15 protein-coding genes are annotated in these 20,435 nt (G+C 57.3%); 12 read left to right on the forward strand and 3 right to left on the reverse strand.

Annotation, left to right across the window (positions count from 1 at the left end; translation table 11 throughout):
* Positions 1-186 precede the first annotated feature (186 nt).
* Positions 187-360 (forward strand): hypothetical protein, encoded by a 174-nt coding sequence (locus BJP07_RS11220; protein ID WP_177222536.1) that lies wholly within the window; start codon positions 187-189, stop codon positions 358-360.
* 40 nt (positions 361-400) lie between these two features.
* On the opposite strand, the gene BJP07_RS11225 is transcribed toward BJP07_RS11220, so the two are convergent.
* On the reverse strand, positions 401-796 hold the full coding sequence (locus BJP07_RS11225) for an endonuclease domain-containing protein (protein ID WP_071566719.1): 396 nt from the start codon (positions 794-796) through the stop codon (positions 401-403).
* Positions 797-1,091: 295 nt separating this feature from the next.
* On the opposite strand from BJP07_RS11225, the gene BJP07_RS06690 reads away from it, so the two are divergent.
* Positions 1,092-2,495, forward strand: coding sequence for a hypothetical protein (locus BJP07_RS06690; RefSeq protein WP_071566720.1), 1,404 nt, complete (start codon positions 1,092-1,094; stop codon positions 2,493-2,495).
* Positions 2,496-2,783: 288 nt separating this feature from the next.
* On the opposite strand, the gene BJP07_RS06695 is transcribed toward BJP07_RS06690, so the two are convergent.
* A complete protein-coding gene (locus BJP07_RS06695) occupies positions 2,784-3,440 on the reverse strand; it encodes a rhomboid family intramembrane serine protease (protein WP_071566721.1) in 657 nt (218 codons plus the stop codon).
* A gap of 295 nt (positions 3,441-3,735) precedes the next feature.
* Entirely contained in the window at positions 3,736-4,968 is a 1,233-nt protein-coding gene (locus BJP07_RS06700; RefSeq protein WP_071566722.1) for an MFS transporter, read from the reverse strand.
* Positions 4,969-5,483: 515 nt separating this feature from the next.
* Between BJP07_RS06700 and BJP07_RS06705 the strand changes: the two genes are divergently transcribed.
* The 10 genes from BJP07_RS06705 (at position 5,484) to BJP07_RS06750 (ending at position 20,426) form a co-directional block, all read left to right on the forward strand.
* Entirely contained in the window at positions 5,484-5,780 is a 297-nt protein-coding gene (locus BJP07_RS06705; protein WP_071566788.1) for a hypothetical protein, read from the forward strand.
* A 348-nt stretch (positions 5,781-6,128) separates the two neighbouring features.
* Positions 6,129-6,488, forward strand: a complete 360-nt coding sequence (locus BJP07_RS06710) for a helix-turn-helix domain-containing protein (protein WP_071566723.1) — start codon at positions 6,129-6,131, stop codon at positions 6,486-6,488.
* 430 nt (positions 6,489-6,918) lie between these two features.
* Positions 6,919-8,307 carry an ATP/GTP-binding protein gene (locus BJP07_RS06715; RefSeq protein ID WP_071566724.1) on the forward strand — a complete coding sequence of 463 codons (1,389 nt, stop codon included), beginning with the start codon at positions 6,919-6,921 and terminating at the stop codon, positions 8,305-8,307.
* Positions 8,294-8,881 (forward strand): RloB family protein, encoded by a 588-nt coding sequence (locus tag BJP07_RS06720; protein WP_177222537.1) that lies wholly within the window; start codon positions 8,294-8,296, stop codon positions 8,879-8,881. The genes BJP07_RS06715 and BJP07_RS06720 overlap by 14 nt, the downstream gene beginning before the upstream one ends.
* Positions 8,882-8,926: 45 nt before the next feature.
* The gene (locus tag BJP07_RS06725) at positions 8,927-10,441 is read left to right on the forward strand and encodes a class I SAM-dependent DNA methyltransferase (protein ID WP_071566726.1); all 1,515 of its coding nucleotides are present in this window, start codon (positions 8,927-8,929) and stop codon (positions 10,439-10,441) included.
* Positions 10,442-11,605 (forward strand): restriction endonuclease subunit S, encoded by a 1,164-nt coding sequence (locus tag BJP07_RS06730; protein ID WP_071566727.1) that lies wholly within the window; start codon positions 10,442-10,444, stop codon positions 11,603-11,605.
* 962 nt (positions 11,606-12,567) lie between these two features.
* A complete protein-coding gene (locus BJP07_RS06735) occupies positions 12,568-14,301 on the forward strand; it encodes an RNA-binding domain-containing protein (protein WP_071566728.1) in 1,734 nt (577 codons plus the stop codon).
* 268 nt (positions 14,302-14,569) lie between these two features.
* Entirely contained in the window at positions 14,570-17,956 is a 3,387-nt protein-coding gene (locus BJP07_RS06740; RefSeq protein ID WP_083584139.1) for a DEAD/DEAH box helicase family protein, read from the forward strand.
* A gap of 171 nt (positions 17,957-18,127) precedes the next feature.
* On the forward strand, positions 18,128-19,405 hold the full coding sequence (locus tag BJP07_RS06745) for a citrate transporter (protein WP_071566729.1): 1,278 nt from the start codon (positions 18,128-18,130) through the stop codon (positions 19,403-19,405).
* Between the two features lies 1 nt (position 19,406).
* The gene (locus BJP07_RS06750; RefSeq protein WP_071566730.1) at positions 19,407-20,426 is read left to right on the forward strand and encodes an asparaginase; all 1,020 of its coding nucleotides are present in this window, start codon (positions 19,407-19,409) and stop codon (positions 20,424-20,426) included.
* Positions 20,427-20,435: the final 9 nt, after the last annotated feature.

The following is a 20,435-nucleotide window of genomic DNA, read 5'->3' on the forward strand; positions in this document are numbered from 1 at the left end:
CGCCATCTGCGCCATTCCCGGTGTCGGGTGGGCTGCCTGCACCATCATTGAAGCCGTCATCACCGCGGCTACAGTAGTCCTCAGCCACCACAAGAGATGCAATAATCGCATAAAAATCCACTACACGTGGAACGGACGGGTTCGTAGCAGCGAGTGTACTTAACGGCCAAGTTCGTAGGAGGATAAATGAACAAGCATAAAGTATCTCCCAATGCGATCGTCATTGCACTATTTGGGCTAGCAATTTCAGGTTATGTTGCCATCACGAACAAGTCGATCCTCGGGTTTTTCATCCTCATACTGCTCACCATAGTTGCAGTAGTACTGGTCAATCGCGTCAAAAACAGTCATCAGAAATAACCAGTGAGTAAAATCGTCAGCCGGACGCCAACCCATGTCTTCAGCTTAGCGTAACGTGTTGCCAGCAGATGAGAGCACGGGTCCGCTCCAACTCAATCCTGGCGAGAATCTCGCCCATGCGGTGGAAGACGTCCAAGAAGCCGTACCGTAAGACGGTGTATCCCTGGTTGGTCAGCTCGCGTTCGCGCTTGCGCTCCTGCAGGAGGCTGCGGTGAGGGTTTGCGGCGTGCTTGACGTGGCCGTCGAGTTCGAGGATGACGGAGTCGTCGAAAAGGAAGTCGACGCGGTAGCGCGGTACGAGGGCCTGGAACTGCCATCCGGTGATGCCGCGCACGAGAAACTCTGCGCGTACCAGGGATTCCATGGGGGAATCGGAGTTGTAGGCTGCGGCACGCGCGGCGTCGCGGGCCACGCCGCAATTGCGGCCGCGGCCCATGCGGTCGATTGCTAACAGATGGAAAGCAGCCAGTCCATAGCGATGAGACTTTTCTGAAAACCGTGGTAGCGGGCAATATCGATGGCGGTGCTGATGGGGGTGGGCAGGCGGAATGTATTGCGTCCGGTTAAGACGCGCTGAAGGCCGCGCAGGTTCCCCACAGGTGTTCTGTAGCGGGGCTACATCGGGGGTGGATTGTTGAACAATCCGCGGGTTGAAGGTGTACATATAGAAACAAGGCCCGTAAGGGCTTGACCAGCTACTTTACTATTGTCACCTTATGAAAGGTATAGTCATGCGGTTTATTCGTTCCATGACGGGCGTTGTAGCGGCCTTGGCATTAGCTGCCGGTACGCTGACCCCAGCCACGGCTCAGACGCTTGAGGAGTCCTACCCAGAGACCCCGGCGACCAATGATGCGCTGCCGATCATCCACACCTACCGTGGGTCGGACCACCTGAAGGCGAACATCCTCAACCCGCGCCCGGTGTGCAACTCGACTGAGGACTACCGGACCGTCGTGTACAAGGTGAAGGACAACTTCCTGCCTGTCGGCACGATTTCGACGACCAACTTGACCAAGAACACCATCCCGCTGACGCAGGATTTGGCGCGCACGCAGACGATTTCGGCGTCGGTCAACGGGTCGAAGACTGAGACGATCAACATTGGCGGTTCAGGCTCGAAGGATGGCCTGCAGGGCAACATTGGCTACTCGCTGGCGAAGATGCTGGGCTGGTCGGTGTCGGGAAGCTTGAGCTGGAACGTGGGCCAGAAGATCGGCCCGTACGAGGTTCCGGCGGGCAACACCGGTGAGGCGACGTACGGTTTCCGCACGGTCACCATGACGGGCACGCAGCAGCGTTGCCGCCCGAACGGCACGTGGGCGTCGCCGACGGCGTGGGTTGCCAACATGCCGATCAAGAATGAGGTGCGAGTCAAGAACTACTCCACCCCTGCAGGTTCGTGGGCTCCGAACCGCGGCGCGCAGGTCACTGACACGGTGGAGAACCCGAACCCTGCGTACAACGAGGATGTTCAGAAGATCACCGAGGGTGAGAATCTTGACGACGTCACCACCATCGACGACAACGATGAATCCAATGTGACCAACGTGGAGATCGACGGCGAGTCCGCCGCGGTCATCACCGATGAGGAGTCGGATGAGGCGACGTCGGAGGAGAACACTGAGGTCGAAGAGGTCGTCGATAATGCGGAGGCGCCTGCGCTCGACCTGGTGCCATACTTCACGACGAGCTCATGGAAGGCATCCGGTTTTGCCGGGTCCGTGGCGCTGCGTGTGAAGAACGTGGGCACCGAGCGTTACTGGGCTGAGTTCCCGGCGCTGACCTTCCGCGTTGAGGTGCGTACCGAGTCCGGCCCGAAGGGCGTCGACCGCCTGATCACGACCTACGGCGCGAACGGCACCCACGTCCGTGATCTGGGCTACAACTTCAAGAAGGGCGCGCGCATCTTCGAGGTGACGCTGTCCAACCCGGTCAACGCTGGCGATGACATGCTGCTTGGCGCGTTCAGCTTCGGCGACGGCAAGACCAAGGAAGGCCGCCTGCACAACTACATGACGGTCACCCAGACCAGCCGCCTGGCTGGCGACGTTTCCCAGTGGAACGACCAGAACGTCGACTCCCGCGACGTGACCGTGTCCGACTTCGGCCGCTGGCTGAAGGGCACGTTCTAGCGAGCATTTTGTGTAATTCGTAGTGCCGAGTTATCCACAGGTTGTGGATGGTTCTGTGGAGAGGACCGTTATCCACACCTGTGGATAACTCTGTGCACAACTTATTCGCACAACGAACGCCTGGCGCAATGAGCTGCAATAATGCCCATTCGCCAGGCGTTTTTTCTTGTGAATCGCTGACATGTTCTAGCGATGTTCTACGAATTACACGGTTGTATTTATCCACAATGTGGACAACCCTGTGGAGTTCGCCACCGGTGAATAACTCTGGGGATAACGTGTGAAAAACTACGCCACACCAATCACAACTGCCACAGCAACCACAGCAGCCACCACCGCAACAGCTGACGCAAGCCAGCGGACACGCTTCTTCACAGACGTCACCGGCCAGCCCGCCAACAGGCCCACCACCAAACCACCCACATGCCCCCACAAGCTGATGCCCGGGGAGAGCACCGAATACGCAAGGTTCGCGCCGACCAGCGCCAACGGCGCCCGCACGTTCACCTTGTGGCGCATCGACAAGGCAAGCAGCACACCCATCAGCATGTAGAGAGCGCCGGAGGCGCCGGCTGTCGGTACGTCGTAATTCCACTCCAACACGGAAGCCGAAGAGCCCAGCACACCCGCCGCATACAGCAGCGCGTACGGGCCGGTGCCCAAACGGCGCTCCAGCTGCGGGCCCAGCAACGCCAACGTGATCATGTTCACGGCCACGTGGGAGATATCCACATGCAAAAAGCCGGCCAGGAGGGTGCGGAAGGTGGCGGAGGGGGCGTCGATAAATGGGCCGAAGAGCACCATGTTCTCGGCGAGGCTGGAGCCCCACACCACGTTGCTGATCGAGTGCGACTGGAGCGCCGTAATCACGAACACGCCCAAGCAGACGAACGTGATGAATGCGGTAGCGGGCGCGCCGCGGAAAAGAGAACGAACGAATTGCATAGGGCCACGGTACGGGGTGGCCTGGGGGTATCGCGAAATTGTGTGAAATATGTGCCCGTATCTGATTTTTCGCATCTGGGCACATATTTGTGGATATTTCAGGATAAGCAGCAAACTGAGCGGCCCGAGAATAGTTCCCCGCCACTCGCAGGGATTGGGAACGATCTTTGTAGACATGCGTCGCCAGCTGGGGAAACGCATGTGCTGGTCGACGGGAACGGGCCTGAAACGCCAAATAGTTCCCGGGTCGTGGGAACTATTTCGGAGGTGAACCCGACACCAGTGCCAGCAACGCCTACCAGGTCGGGCCAGGCAGGTGAGCTCGCCAGCCGAGGACCACGTTGATCAGGCAGCACAGGGCGAGGACGGTGCCGATCACAAACAGGGTGGTAAAGCCCACGACGGAGGCGGCCGCGCTGAAGACCATCGGGATGAAGAAGCCGGTGTAGGACACGGAGTAGTACACGGCGGTCAGGCCGGCGAGTTCGTCGGCGTTGGCGATGCGTTGGACCTCGGAAAGTCCGGCGACCAGCGCCAGGCCGTAGCCGGCGCCCATCGTGGCGGCGGCCGCAACGCCGATCGGCAGCGAGAGGGACCGAGACGCCTCGGCGGCGAGGACGCAACCGACGGTGATCACGGCCATCGCGACGGCGGAGGCGCGGGCCGACCTACTCGTGTCGATAACACGGCCGAACATCTGGATGCCGACGCCGCACCCGAGGGTCACGACCGTCATGAAGCCGGAGAACGCGATGGGCATGTCGTGCGCCGAGCTGGACAGCAGCTGCGGCAGCAGGGCGTACGCGGCGCCGGCGCAGCCGAACACCCACGGCGCAACCGGCACGACGATGCGCACGAAACGGCGGTGCGCGGCGGATGGGATGTGCAGCATCTCCAGCATGTCACGAACCCGCAGCTCAAGGAAGGTTTCCTTCACCGTGCCCCGGCGCGGTGGCCGCGTTTCCGGGGTGTCGAGTAGCCAGTAGGCACTGCCGAGCGTGAGCAGGATGTGCAGCACGTACGCGGTGTGCGTGGGCCACGGGCCCCACTGCGCCAGCACCGAAGCGAGCGCGGCACCGATCAGGAAGCCGACGGTCAGGCACATCGACGCCTTGCGCGGCCCCGATGCCGGGTCCCCACCCGACTTCACAATCAACTCCGAAACCCACGTGGAGCCCACCGCCATCACGATGCCGAGCGCCAGCCCGCAGAGGACTCGGCCGGCGGCGATCACGAGCGGCTCGTTCGGGGCAATGGACAGCAGGAAGGAGCCCACGAGCGAAAGCGGGGCGGCCGGCAGCATGGTGGGGCGTCGTCCAATGTGGTCGGATAGCGGGCCGCTGATCAGCAGCGCAGGGATGATGCCAAGCACGTAGGCGGCCAGCAGCCCATTGACGGTGACCTGCGAAAAGTGCGAGGTTTCGCGGTACATCACGAGCAGCGGGGTGAACTCGTTGCCTCCCCACGCGACAGCAACCATGCTGCCTGCGACGGGAAACCATGCGCGCGGATGAAATTGTTGAGTCATAATTAGTTTTTCACATTGTCCGATTGGTAGCACGAATATAGTGCTCCTTGGATGAGGTATGACCAAATCGCACCTCACCAGAGGTCCAACTTTTCGACGACGGCTCCGCCCCTCAATCTTCTGAAAGTCTGGAAAAGCAGAACTTAGATGCCGCTCGATACGCATCTATCTGATAGAAATCGTGGTTTTTAAAAGATAGCTGCACCGCGGGTGGCTGTTATCAGGTGAGCCCGGGAACCATTTCAAGCCGACGCATGTGCGAACTGGGGAAATGCGTTTGACGGGTGATGGTTTCGAGGCTCAGCCGTGAAAAAGTTCCCCGCTTCAACGTGAGCTGCACCAAATTCCCTCACACGCGCTCGCCGACCCGGGCTTTTACAAATCGGGCTGCTCGGAAAACGGGAATTTGGTGCACCCTCCAAAGGCGCCTCCACGAAAAGCCCTGGTCAGAAATTAGTTGTATGTTTCTTGGGTCGCTCCTGTGCCACACGAACCGCTACCGCTACTTTGGGGTCATGATTGAAAAGAAGTTGACCACGCTCATTTTCGGAAACCTCGTATTGGAATCAACTCTCACAGCATGTTACGTGCGCGTGTATTCAGATGATAAGCGATCTTTTTCTATGAGCACGAACCCTCCAGTTGAGTTGAAAGTACCTCTTGATGAGCTGAGAAAGAACACCTCAAGAGAGCAAAAGGAAGCAATCGCTACCCACATTTTCGACGAGACCAGACACTTGCTGGACGCAGACTATCCAGGAGGTGCTGATGCTGCGGCTCAGGAATTATTTGAATGGTTGTGTGAGAGTTAGAAGATCAGTCTCATTGGATAGTCCAGTTCCCCGACCGTGGTCAAGCGGACCCAAGCACGGTGATCGAGTAATTCACGTGCCTTCTCACTATGCGCCAGCCCACCGACACGCTCAGTGCGAAACCAGAACACTCTCCCAAATGTTTCCAGGTGTCTGCGGGGCGAACAACCATTTCGTTTTCACTGTCCGCGGCACCCCATCTACCAGTAACTTTCCCGGCATGACGGCATCAAGGTGTCCGCGGCGCGGACGTTTGGCAGCAGATCATTGCCACGTACCTAATGCCGAACGCTGACATAAGTGACAATCACACTGCTAAAGTGCGAAAACTGTGGTTTTTCCTCAACTATGAGTTGGGAAGAAGCCAAACTGCGGGAAACGCTTAGGCAGGTACGCGCGTTCGGCGACGACGAATCACTCTGCGCCTTCGCCAACATGCCGCAAACTGGCACGATCATTCTGGGGGTAGATCAACGCAAGAATTTTGCGGTGACAGGCGTCGATAATCCAGCGCAGATGATTGAGAAAGTGACATCGCTGAATAGAAACGCTGTGACTCCCGCGCCCCAACTCGACTTTTCGATCATCACGATCGACGGCAAACACGTTGTAATAGTTGAAGTCACACCCCTCTTTCCCACTCAGAAACCCTACCTCCGCCAGGGTGACGGGGACTTTCAGCCGAGCAACTGGAAGGCCCCACGCTGACGAAGGCGGCCGTCAATAAGCGGTTGTACGAAATCGCCCGCTACCTCCACATGCCCGGCGGAAGCCGTGTCATCGAGGACGAACGCGGTGGCATCCGCGAAGCGATCACCGGCGTCCAATTCACCGTACTGTTCCCACGAGGCTCCCGCTTTACCGCGGAACACGATGCCTGGCTCGAAAACATAGGATCCAAAACCGGGCTCACCCCGACCAAGGAAGATCTACTGGTCAACCTCCAGCCAAGTGCGATACGGACTGGCGCCACTGCTTCGCGAGGGAATCGTCACCATGGAAGGTGGTCAAGGCGACCGGGCGACGGCGTACCGGATTGTGCAGCTGGTCCTTGAATAGAACCGCCTTGTTTTCACTAGGGAGTCGTTCTGGGGAAATTTTTTCCCGTAATGAGCTTTTCTCACCTACACTTACTTCCATGAGACTGCTTGGCTTTATTGCGGAAAACCACCGTAGCTTCCGTGATGAGTTCGCGCTGGAAATGACGCGTAACTCCTGGCACACTGCGATTCCCCGTCAAGGCGAGAGTTGGGCCGATGCGTGCCTACCGGTTGCAGCCATATTTGGGCCCAACGCATCAGGAAAGACAGCAGTGCTCGACGCGATGCGCTACACGCTGGAGGCAATCCGATACTCTGCAAGTAGATGGCTTCAATATCCGAAAAATCCTCGATCCCCGTTCAAGCTAGATGAGGAATCTGTACACTCCCCAAGTTTCTTTGCACTCGATTTCACGTTAACTGGTGGCATTGGCGGCCCTGAGCTGGCGGCCCGAGAAATTCGATACCACTACGAATTCTCTATTTCCACGAAGCGCATTGAACACGAGCTGCTGCTCGGATACTTCTCCTCCCGCCCAACAAGGCTTCTGGAAAGAGACGCCGAGCAGGGTGTCACCAGCTGGCATAAGTATCTGGGACCACGTATAACTCCAGCACCGCGAGAACTTGTGCTCTCCCGTGGCTACGTTGCAGGTCACGAGAAACTACAGCCGTTTGTAGGACGCATTATCGCTGGCGTCGAATTCTACGACATCAGCGATAATGCCCGGCGGAAACGCCTCGACCGGATTGCGGCGGATATCGCCGACGAACGAATTCCGTTGAACGTACTCACCACACTTGCGGCAGTAGCCGATATCGGAATCACGCGAATTGATGTAGATATACATGAACGAGAGCTACCGCCGAAAATACGCAAGATTCTCGAGCGAGCTGCGGCACATGGTAACAAGACGCCCAGGAAAGCCCTACTAGGCGAAAGTCTGAGCGATCCCAACTTCGTAGACAGAACACTACGGTTTTATCACCATGGCAATGAATCTACCGACGCCGGTTTTCTCATGCACGATGAATCATCCGGAACGTTGGCGTGGCTCGCCATGGCCGTTCCCATCTTGGAAGCGCTCCGCGACGGCACAGTTTTTTGTGTCGACGAGCTAGATACCAGTCTCCACCCCAGCCTCGCCGAAGCAATCGTCGCGTTGTTCCAAGATCAAGATACAAACCCACGCGGGGCCCAATTAATCTTCACGTCACATGACGTATCCCTGCTCCAGCCTCAGTCTTCTGCGATCCTGACCAAAGAGCAAGTCTGGTTCACTGAAAAAGATAGGTCTGGTGCAAGTACGCTCTATAACTTGCAGGACTTCCGCGATTTGAAACCAGCATCAAATCTTGCAAAGCAATACCTGGAAGGCCGATTCGGCGCGCTACCGTATCTCCTACCAGGTTTAATGCAAAGTGCTGTTGAAGAACTATCACATCCACAACGGGGGCAAGGACATGGGGAACGTGGCAGCGCGTAGAGGAAAACCCAGAAAACCCAAGAGCAGGGCAAAGCGGAAGCTGAAGAGTCGGCTCCTGATTGTTGTCGAAGGCGACAAAGGAAAATCTGAGCAAGTCTATTTCCAAAGGCTTGCACAAATTCTTCGTTCCAACAACGTGGTCACGAAGGTTGTACCCGGCAAGGGAGAACCCCTGCGAGTTCTCGAAACATGCCGAGACCATTTGGAGACCGACAACTATGATCGCGCCTTTCTAGTCGTCGATTGTGATCAACACACCACCCTGAGTAGGGTCTTTCAGCTCGCACAAGAGAGCAATATCACAGTCGCAGTAACGAACCCTCAATTTGAGCAGTGGCTGTATTGGCACCTCCACGACGGTGGGGGCAATCCGAAGAAAGTAACCGATATGCTCCACAAGGAAAGCTATCTCACAGGCCGCAATGCGAAAGAACTCGGGGTAACGTTCCCGGTCGAGCGATACCCTGCGGCAACGGCGCGCGCAGAACGCTCTTGGACCGAAATGCGCCCCAATGCAATAGGCCCACACCCGTCATCTTCAATCCCGTATCTTATCGAAGCGATGCAAAAGTAATTGACGCTGTTCTCTCCTGTCCCGCCTGGTTGTTAGAATGACGCCATGATTACAGGCGCACTAAAATCCCAGGTAGACCGCATCTGGGACGCTTTTTGGTCCGGTGGTATCTCCAACCCAATCACGGTCATCGAACAATTCACCTACCTGCTATTCATGCGCCAACTCGACGACCGCCAAGCACAAGCCGAATTCCTCGCCAACACACTCGGCACCCAACCAGATGACACCCAAATATTTTACGACGCCACCCACAACCACCTACGCTTTACCAAGCTGTTAGCCATCGACTCCCCAGAGGCACGCTTTAGCGCGTTTCGTGAAGGGTTCGACTACATCAAACAACTCGGCGCCGCGCGCGACAGCGGGTTTGTCACACACATGAAAGACGCCGCGTTTTTAATCCCGAACCCGGCAACACTGACCACAGTGGCGACGATGATCGCAAAACTAGAATTCTCCAACAAAGACTTAACCGGCGACTTGTACGAATACATGTTGTCGAAACTGGCCACCGCCGGCACGAACGGACAATTTAGAACACCCAGCCACATCATTGAACTGATCGTGGCATTAACCGAACCGAAAATTACCGAGCGGCTTATCGACCCAGCCTGCGGTACCGCAGGCTTCCTCGCCGCCACCAGCGAATACCTGCGCGACGACTTCAAAAACACCACCAAGCACCAACGCGAAGACTACCTTGCTCACGGCCTGACCGGGTTCGACTTCGACTCCACCATGGTGCGCATCGCCGCAATGAACATGGTCATGCACGGCTTTGCCGACCCGAACATCTCCTACCTCGACTCCCTGCAAGAACTTACCCCCAACCAACTCGAAGCCTACGACGTGCTCCTGGCCAACCCACCGTTTGCCGGCTCGATTAACCAGGACATTTTGGACCCGAAGCTCGCGTCAATCAAGACGAAGAAGACAGAGCTACTCTTCATCGCACGGTTTTTAACCTTGCTCAAGCTCGGCGGCAGAGCAGCCGTGGTCGTGCCCGAAGGTGTACTCTTCGGCTCAACACGCGCGCATACAACCCTGCGCAAAGAACTGGTGGACAATCAGAAAATCGACGGCATCATCAAACTACCCTCCGGCGCGTTCAAACCATACACCGGTGTGTCGACCGCGATCGTGTGCTTTACCCGTACTGACTCGCCGGGCCAAAACGAGCACATCTGGTTCTACGACATCACCGCCGACGGGCGTTCCCTCGACGACAAACGCACCCCACTCATCGCCGAGGAACTGCTCGGCCCCTGGCCGAAGAGACCACTTGATAACGACCAGCTGCGCTTGAATAACCTTCCCGACGTCGTGGCGCGCTTCCGCAACCAGGCCGCCGAACAAGACCGCGCGCGTACCGAAGCATCTTTTACCGTGCCTGTCGACGAGATCCGCGAGGCGGACTACGACTTGTCGATGAACCGGTATAAAGAAATCGTTTTCGACGCGGAAGAAACCCGCGCCCCGCAGGACATCCTTGCTGATATTGAGGCCCTCGACGCGCAGATCGCCGAGGCGATGAGCACGCTGAAGGGGCTGATCTAGATGGGGTGGGAGATGGTGAAGCTAGGGGATGTTTGTGAAATTGTTGTCGGCAAAACACCGGCCCGTAAGCAGCAGAAGTATTGGGGTGGTTCCCACCCTTGGCTTTCAATTAGCGACATGTCCGGCCAAGGCAAATTAATTTCACATACCAAGGAACAAATCACCGATGCAGCCGTAGAGGAAGTAAAACCACCACTTCTACCAGCGGGAACAGTTGTGATGTCATTCAAGCTCACCATCGGTAGTGTCGGCATCCTGCAACGACCAATGCATACGAACGAAGCGATCGCTGGGCTCATCCCCTACAACCCGGCCCTGATCGATAATGATTTCCTCGCATCGGCAGCAAGTACCAGTGCCATCCGCGCTAAAACAAATTCAGCCGTGATGGGTAAAACGCTCAATAAGAAAATGCTGTCCCAGCTCCAAATCCCTCTTCCTTCTTTGGAGGAGCAGCAGCGCATCGCGAAGATTCTGGACACGGTGGAAGAGGCTCGAACGCAACAACACGCTCTCATCTCTGAGCTGAACTCACTCGAAATAGCAGTTTGCGATGGGATCTTTAGCGCTGCTACTGAAAAAATACGGCTCGAGGAAATTGCAGACCTTCAAGGTGGACTGACCCTCAACAAGCGCCGGAAGGATAATCCAATTGAAGTGAACTACCTTCGCGTTGGCAACGTCCAACGAAGGTCTCTTGAGCTTTCAGTTGTTAAGACAATTCGCTGCAAAGAAAACGAAGTACATAGGTGTGAACTGCGAAAAGGCGACGTGTTGCTTGTTGAAGCCAACGCGAACCCATACGAAGTAGGCCGCGCAGCTCAAGTCCCAGAATTTGATACCCCAACTGTGTACCAAAACCATCTTTTTAGAGCACGCCCTAAAAATGATGTACACCCTGATTATCTAGAACAGGCAATTAACAGCATGTCTGTGCGTCGACAATTAGTCGCGCTTGCACGTACAACGTCAGGGTTGAATGGGTTTTCGATTTCACAGGCTCGGCGCCTGCAAGTCCCTTGGCTTAGCCAACGGATGCAAACCGAGCTAGCGGATCGCGTTTCAGGCATCCGCCAGGCGCGCGTCCTTCAAGAGGAGAAAGCACACAGAATAAATGAGCTCTACGCTTGCCTGTCCTCGCGTGCGTTCGCGGGAGAGCTTTAGAACTGGGTGATAGCGAACTCACTACGGCAGTCCGCGAGGTGGACAGCGGTCGGTATTCAATTGTCCGCGGGGTGGACAATAGTGTTGGTGCTCGAGGTGTCTGCGGGGCGGAAAACCATCTCGCTGCCACTGTCCGCGGCACCATCACGTCCAGCGAGTTTTGTCGGCGACAACCCGTCGAGGTGTCCGCCGCGCGGATAGGCATTCACTACTCACCCGGAAACCCAGGCACGGTGTCAAAGGAAAACGTGGTGGGACAGAGCGGCGTCGATAAGAATGCTGCCGTTGATCTCACTGTCCGCGGCACTACAACTACCAGCGGCTTTCCTGGTGTGGACTCATCTAGGTGTCCGCCGCGTGGACAACCAACAACCACACTGACAGATTGCCAACGTTGAATACGCCATCGGGTTTTGACGCAAAGCTCCGCGGAGCAAACAACAGGGTCGGTGCTCAAAGTGTCCGCCAGGCGGACAGGGTGTCGCGGGGTTCCGCCACGCGTACGACTGTTACGACCACGCTGACTTTCCGTCGCGCGGACAAACAGATCGCCAGCGGTGAATGCGGTGTCGGGCTGTCGCAAAGTTCCGCACGGCGGACACCCCGGAAGACCTCCGCCTCCAAGTCGGACTGTCCACGGGGCGGACACTGGAGTCGGTATTCACTTGTCCGCCGCTGCTCCCGCCGTCCGTGGCACCATGGCAACCAATAGTTTTTCCCGGCGTGAACCCATCAAAGTGTCCGCCTCGCGGACGATTGGCAGCGAATCCTTGCCGCGCGCCTAACGTTCACAAAGTGTAAAACCACACTGCTAAAGTGCAAATCCAAAGTGTAAAAGTGTAAAACTTTCCACAATGAAGGTGACAATTCAAGGACTAGACTACTAAACATGCTGGTTACAAAAGTATGAAACTTCAAAAGCCATACTGTTAAAGTGCAAAAATTATGGTATCTTCCCAACTATGAGTTGGGAAGAGGCCAAACTGCAGGAAACACTCAGCCAGGTACGCACGTTCGGCGACGATACCGCACTCGTAGAGTGCAAAACAGCAGGTGGTGGCGTTCCTGAAACGCTCAGTGAATCACTCTGCGCCTTCGCCAACATGCCGCAAACTGGCACGATCATTCTGGGGGTAGATCAACGCAAAAATTTCGCGGTGACAGGCGTCGATAATCCGGCGCACATGGTTGAGGCAGTGACATCCCTCAATAGAAACTCTGTGAAACCCGCGCCCCAGCTGGACTTTTCGACGATCACGATCGACGGCAAACACGTTGTAATAGTTGAAGTCACACCCCTTTCCCCCACGCAGAAACCCGCAATGTACCGCGGCAAGCCCTACCTCCGCCAGGGCGACGGTGACTACGTGATGAACCCCAACGATCTCCGCATGCTCGCAATCAGCGCACTGACCGAAAGTGATCAACGCGAATACGACTACGAAATTCTCTCAGGAACTGATGTAGACGCGCTGGATCAAGAAGTTTTGCAAAAGTACTTGGCAACAACTCGCGCAGAGCGATCCCGCATGAGCACTATCGACGACGACGCCCGCCTCCTTCAAATCACAAATGTGACAGATGCCGACGGCAACCTACGGCTCGCGGGACTGTACGGTCTAGGCTATCTGCCACAAAGCACTGAACCGGCCCTCGGAGCCACCGCGGCCGTACGGCTCAGCCGCGGGACGGACGGCCAACGTACCCGAAATCTGAAAGAGATAGAAGGCCCAATCCCCGTCATGCTTCGGGATGCAATGGAGTGGATCCGGCAAAACACCTCAACAACCAGCAAATACAACGACAATGGCGACCTGGTGGACATGCCAGAGTTTCCGCCTTCGGCAATACGCGAAGTGCTGGCGAACGCGTTGGTCCACCGCGATCTTGGCCCATCGATAGATGTGGGCAAGAAGGTGGAGATCAGAATCGAGCCGAATAAGCTCGTTATCAGTAACCCGGGTGGTCTACGGGGACTTTCAGTCGAGCAACTTGAAGGGCCCACGCTGACGAAGGCGGCCGTCAATAAGCGGTTGTACGAAATCGCCCGCTACCTGCGTATGCCCGACGGAAGCCGTGTCATCGAGGGCGAGGGCGGAGGCATCCGCGAAGCAATCACCGCCTGCCGCGAATCACGCGTTGCGACGCCACGCTTCATCAACACCGGAGTCCAATTCACCGTACTGTTCCCACGCGGCTCCCGCTTCACCGCAGAACGCGATGCCTGGCTCGAAGACATAGGAGCCAAAACTCGGCTCACCCCGACCGAGGAAGACCTACTGGTCAACCTTCGGATACACGGCTCCATCACGATGGCAGCCCTACAGCAACTGTATTCTCCGCTCAGCAAGACAGCATGCGCAAAAATGGTGCACAAGCTCGAACAGTCTGATCTCGTCTCCGTCGATGAAGACGAGGTCAGACTCGCCGAACCCCCGAAGGCTCCGGAGCCTACGAAGACATCTGCGGCTATCGACCTTCGAGCCCTGGGCAAGAACGTACCCCGGATCTACCAGGCACTCTCCGCGGCAGGTAGCGGTCTCACCGTGAACGTACTGACAGCCAAAACCGGACTTTCCGCAGGCCAAGTGCGCTACGGACTCGCGCCACTGCTTCGCGAGGGCATCGTCACCATGGAAGGTGGCCAAGGCGACCGGGCGACGGTGTACCGAATTGTGCGCAGGCAAGGTATATAAAATCATCGCGTTTCACATGAAACGGATGCGATGTTGATGTCCGTGAGAGGTATTTCACCGAGGAACTGCGCACCAAAATCCTGCAAATTGAAAACCCAATTTCCATCGCCGCAGGCCACAAAAGGGCTAGTACTCCTGAACGGCGGAATCTGGTGCTGCTCTCCCGGCGTCACCCGCAGCTACCGCACTACAACCCGCCGCCAGCCACAACCCAACGGTATAGAATAACGCGCAGGCGAACGAGCACACCGGGAAGAAAGGCGATCAGGTGAGCATCACTCCACGTCCGTCCAACTTTGGCTTCGTTGGGCAGGTATGGCCCCAGCTCATCATTGAGTGTCGCAATGCGGAGGATGCCGCGCTAACAAACCCGCGCGCCTCGATGTTCCAATCCCGCTTCGTGTTGGAGCAGGTCATTGGGCATATCGCGGCGCTGAATGGGTTGGAGAAGCAGTCCAACATCTTCGATACGCTGACGAACCCGGACTTTTCACGGCTACTGCCGGAGACGGTGCGTTCCAAGATGCACATTCTGCGCAAGGCCGGCAACACGGCGGTGCATAGCGACGCCCACATCACCAGTGACGAGGCGCTGCAGACGTTGAAGCACCTGTATGACGTGATGGTGTTCGCAACCACGCACTTCTCGGGGAAGGCGATTCGGGGGATTGCGCCGTTTGACGTCGAGATCTTGAAGCAGGCGCCGCGGCAGGCGGCGTTGAACCAGCGGCAGATGATGGTGCTGGCGGCGAAGGAGAAATCCGCGCGGGAGCAGGCTGACCTGTACAAACTGCAGCTGGATGAGGCGCAACAGCGGGAGTTGGAAAAGGCTGCGGGGTATGAGGAGGAGATCGCGAAGCTGCGGGAGCAGATCCGCGAGCAGCAGGAGAAGCTGACGCCTCCGGCTCCGCAGTTGGCGGTGGATGAGGCGCAGACGCGCCGCGACATCATCACCCCGATGTTAGAGGAGGCCGGGTTTGTGCGCGGCCGCACGCTCATCGAGGAGTACCCGGTGGCGGGCATGAAGGTGGACTATGTGTTGCTGGATGCACAGGGTGTGCCCATCGCCGTTGTGGAGGCGAAGAAAGCCAGCCGCAATATTAACGACGGCCGCCAGCAGGCCGCGATCTACGCCGACGCCATCGGGGAGGCGACCGGGCGCGTGCCGCTCATTTTCTACACCACCGGGTATGCGGTGCGCTTTTGGGATCACGACGCCAACCTGCCGGGCGGTGTCGGCTACGAAACCCGCACTATTGAGTCCTACCCAACAGTGCGTGCGATGGAGGCGCTCATCGCCCGGCGCGACAAACGCCAACCCCTCAGTGCGCACAGCGCCACCATCACCGAGATCGCCGGCAGGCCGTACCAGCTGGAGATGATCCAGTCGGTCGCGGAAGCATTCGGCAAAGGTAAGCGCCGCGCACTGTTGGTCATGGCGACGGGGACGGGCAAGACGCGCGTCTCCATCGCCACGGTGTCCATGCTGTTGGAGGCCGGCTGGATCCGCAACGTACTCTTCCTCGCTGACCGGAAAGCCCTGGTCACGCAGGCGCACGCGGCGTTCAACGAGCACCTCGCCGAGGCCGTGCCCGTCAACCTGACCACCAACCCCGCCGGCGAGGGCCAGGTGTACGTGAACACCTACCAGACGATGATCGGCATGATCGGCGAAGGCCAGCGCTTCAACTCCTTCGACTTCGACCTCATCATCGTCGATGAGGCCCACCGGTCGATCTACCAGCGCTACGAGCGCATCTTCGACTACCTGGACGCCCTCGTCGTCGGGCTGACTGCCACCCCGCGCAGCAACCTCTCCCACGACACCTACACCTTCTTCGGCTGCGAGCCCGACACCCCGACCGGCTACTACAGCCTGCACCGCGCCATCGAGGAAGGCAACCTGGTGCCCTACGAGGTGTTCTCCGGCAGCACCGCCTTCATGCGCCGCGGCATCTCCTACGGGGAACTCACCCCCGAAGAGCAGCTGGAGTGGGAGAACGCCGAATGGGGTGTCGACGAACACGGCGACCCACTCGCCGCACCCCAGGAGGTCAACGCCGCCGAAATCAACGCAAAGCTGCTCAACCGGGACACGATCCGAAAGGTGTTGCGGCAGGTCATCAGCAAGGGGTTGAAGGTTGACGGCGCGGACCGCCTGGGCAAAACCATCATCTTCGCCCGCAACCAGGCCCACGCAGGCCTCATCGCCGACGAGTACCGGGCCATCTTCCCGACCACCGCCACCCGCGCCGAGGTGATCACCCACGGCGTGTACAACGCGGAAGCACTCATCGCCGAGTTCAAGCAGCCCGACTCCGGCCTGGACATCGCCATCAGTGTGGACATGCTCGACACCGGCATCGACGTCCCCGAGGTGGTCAACCTGGTGTTCTTCAAACCCGTCTACTCCCCCACCAAGTTCTGGCAGATGGTCGGCCGCGGGACCCGCCTGCGCCCTGACCTGTTCGGCCCCGCCGTGGACAAAACGTGTTTCTACATCTTCGACTACTGCGACAACGTGCGCCAATTCAGCGGCACCACCAACACCACGGAAGGCTCGAACCAGATCTCACTGTCGCAGCGCAGCTTCACCACCCGCGCGCGCCTACTGCTGACGGCCACGGAAGAGGTGCGAGGGGACGTCGCAAAGCATCTTTCGGACGCCGTGCGCAGCGTGCCCCACCGCAGCATCCTCGTGCCCACCGAAGCACGCGCCTACCTCGAACTATTTAGCGACGCCACCCCCTGGCTCACCGCCGACGCCGACACCCACCAACAAGCCGTCACCGCGCTCGCGCCCCTGCCCTTCGCCGCGACCGGCGACAAAGAACAAGCCCGGCGCTTCGACTACCTCATCTACCAGCTCGAACTCGGACTGTTCGAAGAGCGTGGCGACTGGGACGTGCTCGCAGAGAAAGTCGTCGGCATCGCCGAGGCGCTGCTGCAGAAAACCAACATCCCCACCGTTGCCAACAACGCGGCGCTCCTCGAAGCGCTCGCCGGCCCGCAGTGGTGGGACGGAGTGACCTACAAGGAACTCGAACTGGTCCGCAAAACCGTGCGCGGGCTCACCGTCTTCCTCGACAAAGCGCAACGCGTCGTAGTGATCACCGATTTCGAAGACGAACTCGGCGAACTCGAACACAGCACGCTCCAGGCTACCGGCGGCACCCAACGCGAAAGCTCCGTCGTCGAAGAAGAACTCCGCCGCGCACTCGAAGGCAACACCACCAGCCTGGCGCTGCGCAAACTCCGCAACGCGCAACAACTCAGCACACACGACCTCGACGAGCTGCGCGAGCTGCTACTCAACGCCCACGTCGACGGCGCCGCCGAACTCGCCGACACCCACCAAGCCAAACTTGGCCTCTTCCTGCGCGAACTCGTCGGGATGGACGCCTCCGCTGTTGAATCGCACTTCAAAGAACTACTGCACTCCACCGACCTGAACTCCGTACAACGCGCGTTCCTCAACACCGTGGTCAGCGAAGTGACCCGCAACGGCGTCGTCGAAGCACACGAACTCACCCAGCCGCCCTTCGACGAAAACGGCTCCATCATGGACATCTTCCACGAAAACGTCGCCGTTGTCCTGCAACTGCGCGACAGCCTCGAGCAGCTCAACAACACCGCCATGCCGAGCGCCGGGTAGGTTCCGCCGGGTTCATCCCTTTGTTCCCTCTTGATCAACGTACTTTTTCCCCATACACGCAGCCACCAAAATCAGTGACTAAACACACATTCAGACGTATCTATGACCAATACGGGATTATATACAATATATATTGTAAAAAGATGACGCTTCTTATGGAAGGAGAAAGGCATGGCCACGTTAGCTCAACTACTGATGGCAGCAACCCTGATATTAATGCTGTTAGGCAGGACACCCCTATATACGACAGCCGTCATTGGCTCAACCCTTGCAGCACTCGTATTTGGTATCCCAGTTCTGGCCGAAGATGGCGCTACATCGCTCAAAGAACTCGTACTCGGCGGGTTAAACCCCGTGATCGCCGACATGGCTGGCGTACTTTTATTCATCGGTGTAATGGAATATGCCGGATATCTGAACATCCTCGTAAATGCGATCATTCGCGTTGGTAACCGGCTCGGAGGCGGCCCCGGTGTAGCTGTAGCTGGCGGTTTCGGAGCCGGTGTAATTGGCGGATTCACTGGATTCACTCAGCCTGCCATTACCGCTGTTGTCACTGGTCCCGCCTCCGTTAAGTTGGGGGTCAACCCAAGCCAATCTGCTGGAACCCATGCTCACGCCGGCCACTTAGGAAACTTCGCTGGTTTCACACACCCGACGCTCCTCGCAGTGATGGCACTCGTGGGTATCAAATTCGGTGCCATCAATCTCATTGGTCTTGTTACTGCCAGCACAATTTTTGCGGTCTCGTTCATCCGAATGAGGGCATCGCTCAAGGCTACGGAAAGCGACGCAAAATCAGCTGGGTTAGACGCGCTCGAAGGCTTCGCACGAAAAGAAGGAGAACCGAGCGTTTGGTTCGTCCTCCTACCATTCGTCCTGCTAGTTATCGGTTTTTCACTTGGCTACCCGGTATTCCTCGTTGGTTTCGCAGTAAGCATCTTGGTAATGCTGCTCGCTCGTCTCAATCCCATGGAAGCCGAAGCCTCCATGTTAGAGTCTGTGAAACGCGTCGCCGTTCCTTTGATTGCAACTGTCTCATTTCTCTTCATGTCCGGGGTCATTAAGGCAGTTGGCATTACAGAACTTCTGGCAGACTGGTTCTCTCCTGCTTTAAACGCAGCGCCGATTCTAACCGTAGCGATCATCTCAGCAATTGCAGGTCTCCTGACTCAGTCCAATAGTGCATCTGCAGCGATTATTCTTCCATTCGTTGGCCTGGCTATGGAAACTGGCGATGTCAATGCGCTGGCGCTCGCCGCAGCAGCTTGCGGACCAACCGCTGTAATGCAGTACTTCCTCACAGGTGGTCCAGTTGCAGCTTTGGCCACAACAGTCCCCGTGGTTCCAGGATCAGACCTCAAAGAAGCCAACAAGTTCCAACGACCAAGCCAATTGGCCGGTCTGGCCGTAGTCATTCTCATCGCTGTGCTGATTGGAGGCTTTTAACATGTCGACGAAGGCAAATGCAACGCTACCCAGAGTTGGAGTTGGCGCACTCGGCGGAACAATCGCCATGGCTGAAGTACATAGCGAAGTGAAAGGAGCACAGCCGGCATTCGGAGCAGAACAACTCATTTCAGCGATTCCCGCGATCAAGAACCACGCATTAATAGACGCTGAGACTATTGCAAATGTCGCTTCCCCCTCTGTAACTATTGAGCACATCCTGGAAGCGAAACGCTTCGCGGAAGGATGCGTGGAGGAAGGCGCTGCAGGTGTCGTGCTTACACACGGTACAGACACACTCGAAGAGACAGCCTTTCTGCTCGACCTTCTTTGGGCTCATAGCCAACCACTTATCGTCACCGGCGCAATGCGAACAGCTACGGCGGTAAGCGCAGATGGGCCTGCAAACTTGTACAACTCAATCTTGGCCGCCGCTGACCCTACTTTGCGGGACTTTGGAGTGTGTGTATGTCTTGACGACGCAATCTTCCAAGCAAAATCTGTAACCAAGACAGACGCAAACACGACATGGACGTTTCAAAGCCCTAGTTGGGGACCAATTGCACGGATCCTCGAAGAAAACATTAGGACTGTCCATCAACCACGACCGAACAGGCAGACCTTCGTTCTTCCAGAGCGCCCAGAGCCAATCGACATCCCCATACTCGAAATTGGAATCGACACCAACCCAGCGTATCTCTCCCTACTGGCAGCCGCCTCACCCCAGGGAATCGTACTATCATGTCCAGGGATGGGACACATACCTGAGCGCATGATCCCCGCACTCGAGCAAGTACTTCAACAAGGTATTCCGGTCGTTGTCGCAACTAGGAGCCCCGGTGGGAGTACAGGAACGCACACCTACAGTTATCCAGGCGCTGAAGTAGATCTGATCGATAGAGGCGCAATCTTGGCTGGTTTCATTTCTGCAAGGAAAGCTCGTTTACTCTTGTGGGCGGCACTTCAATCAGGAACAACCAATGCCAAACTAGCGGCGCTGTTCAAAGCCATCGATGTTTAACTTCCCCGA

The organism is Corynebacterium sp. NML130628, from assembly GCF_001875665.1.
Lineage (GTDB): Bacteria > Actinomycetota > Actinomycetes > Mycobacteriales > Mycobacteriaceae > Corynebacterium.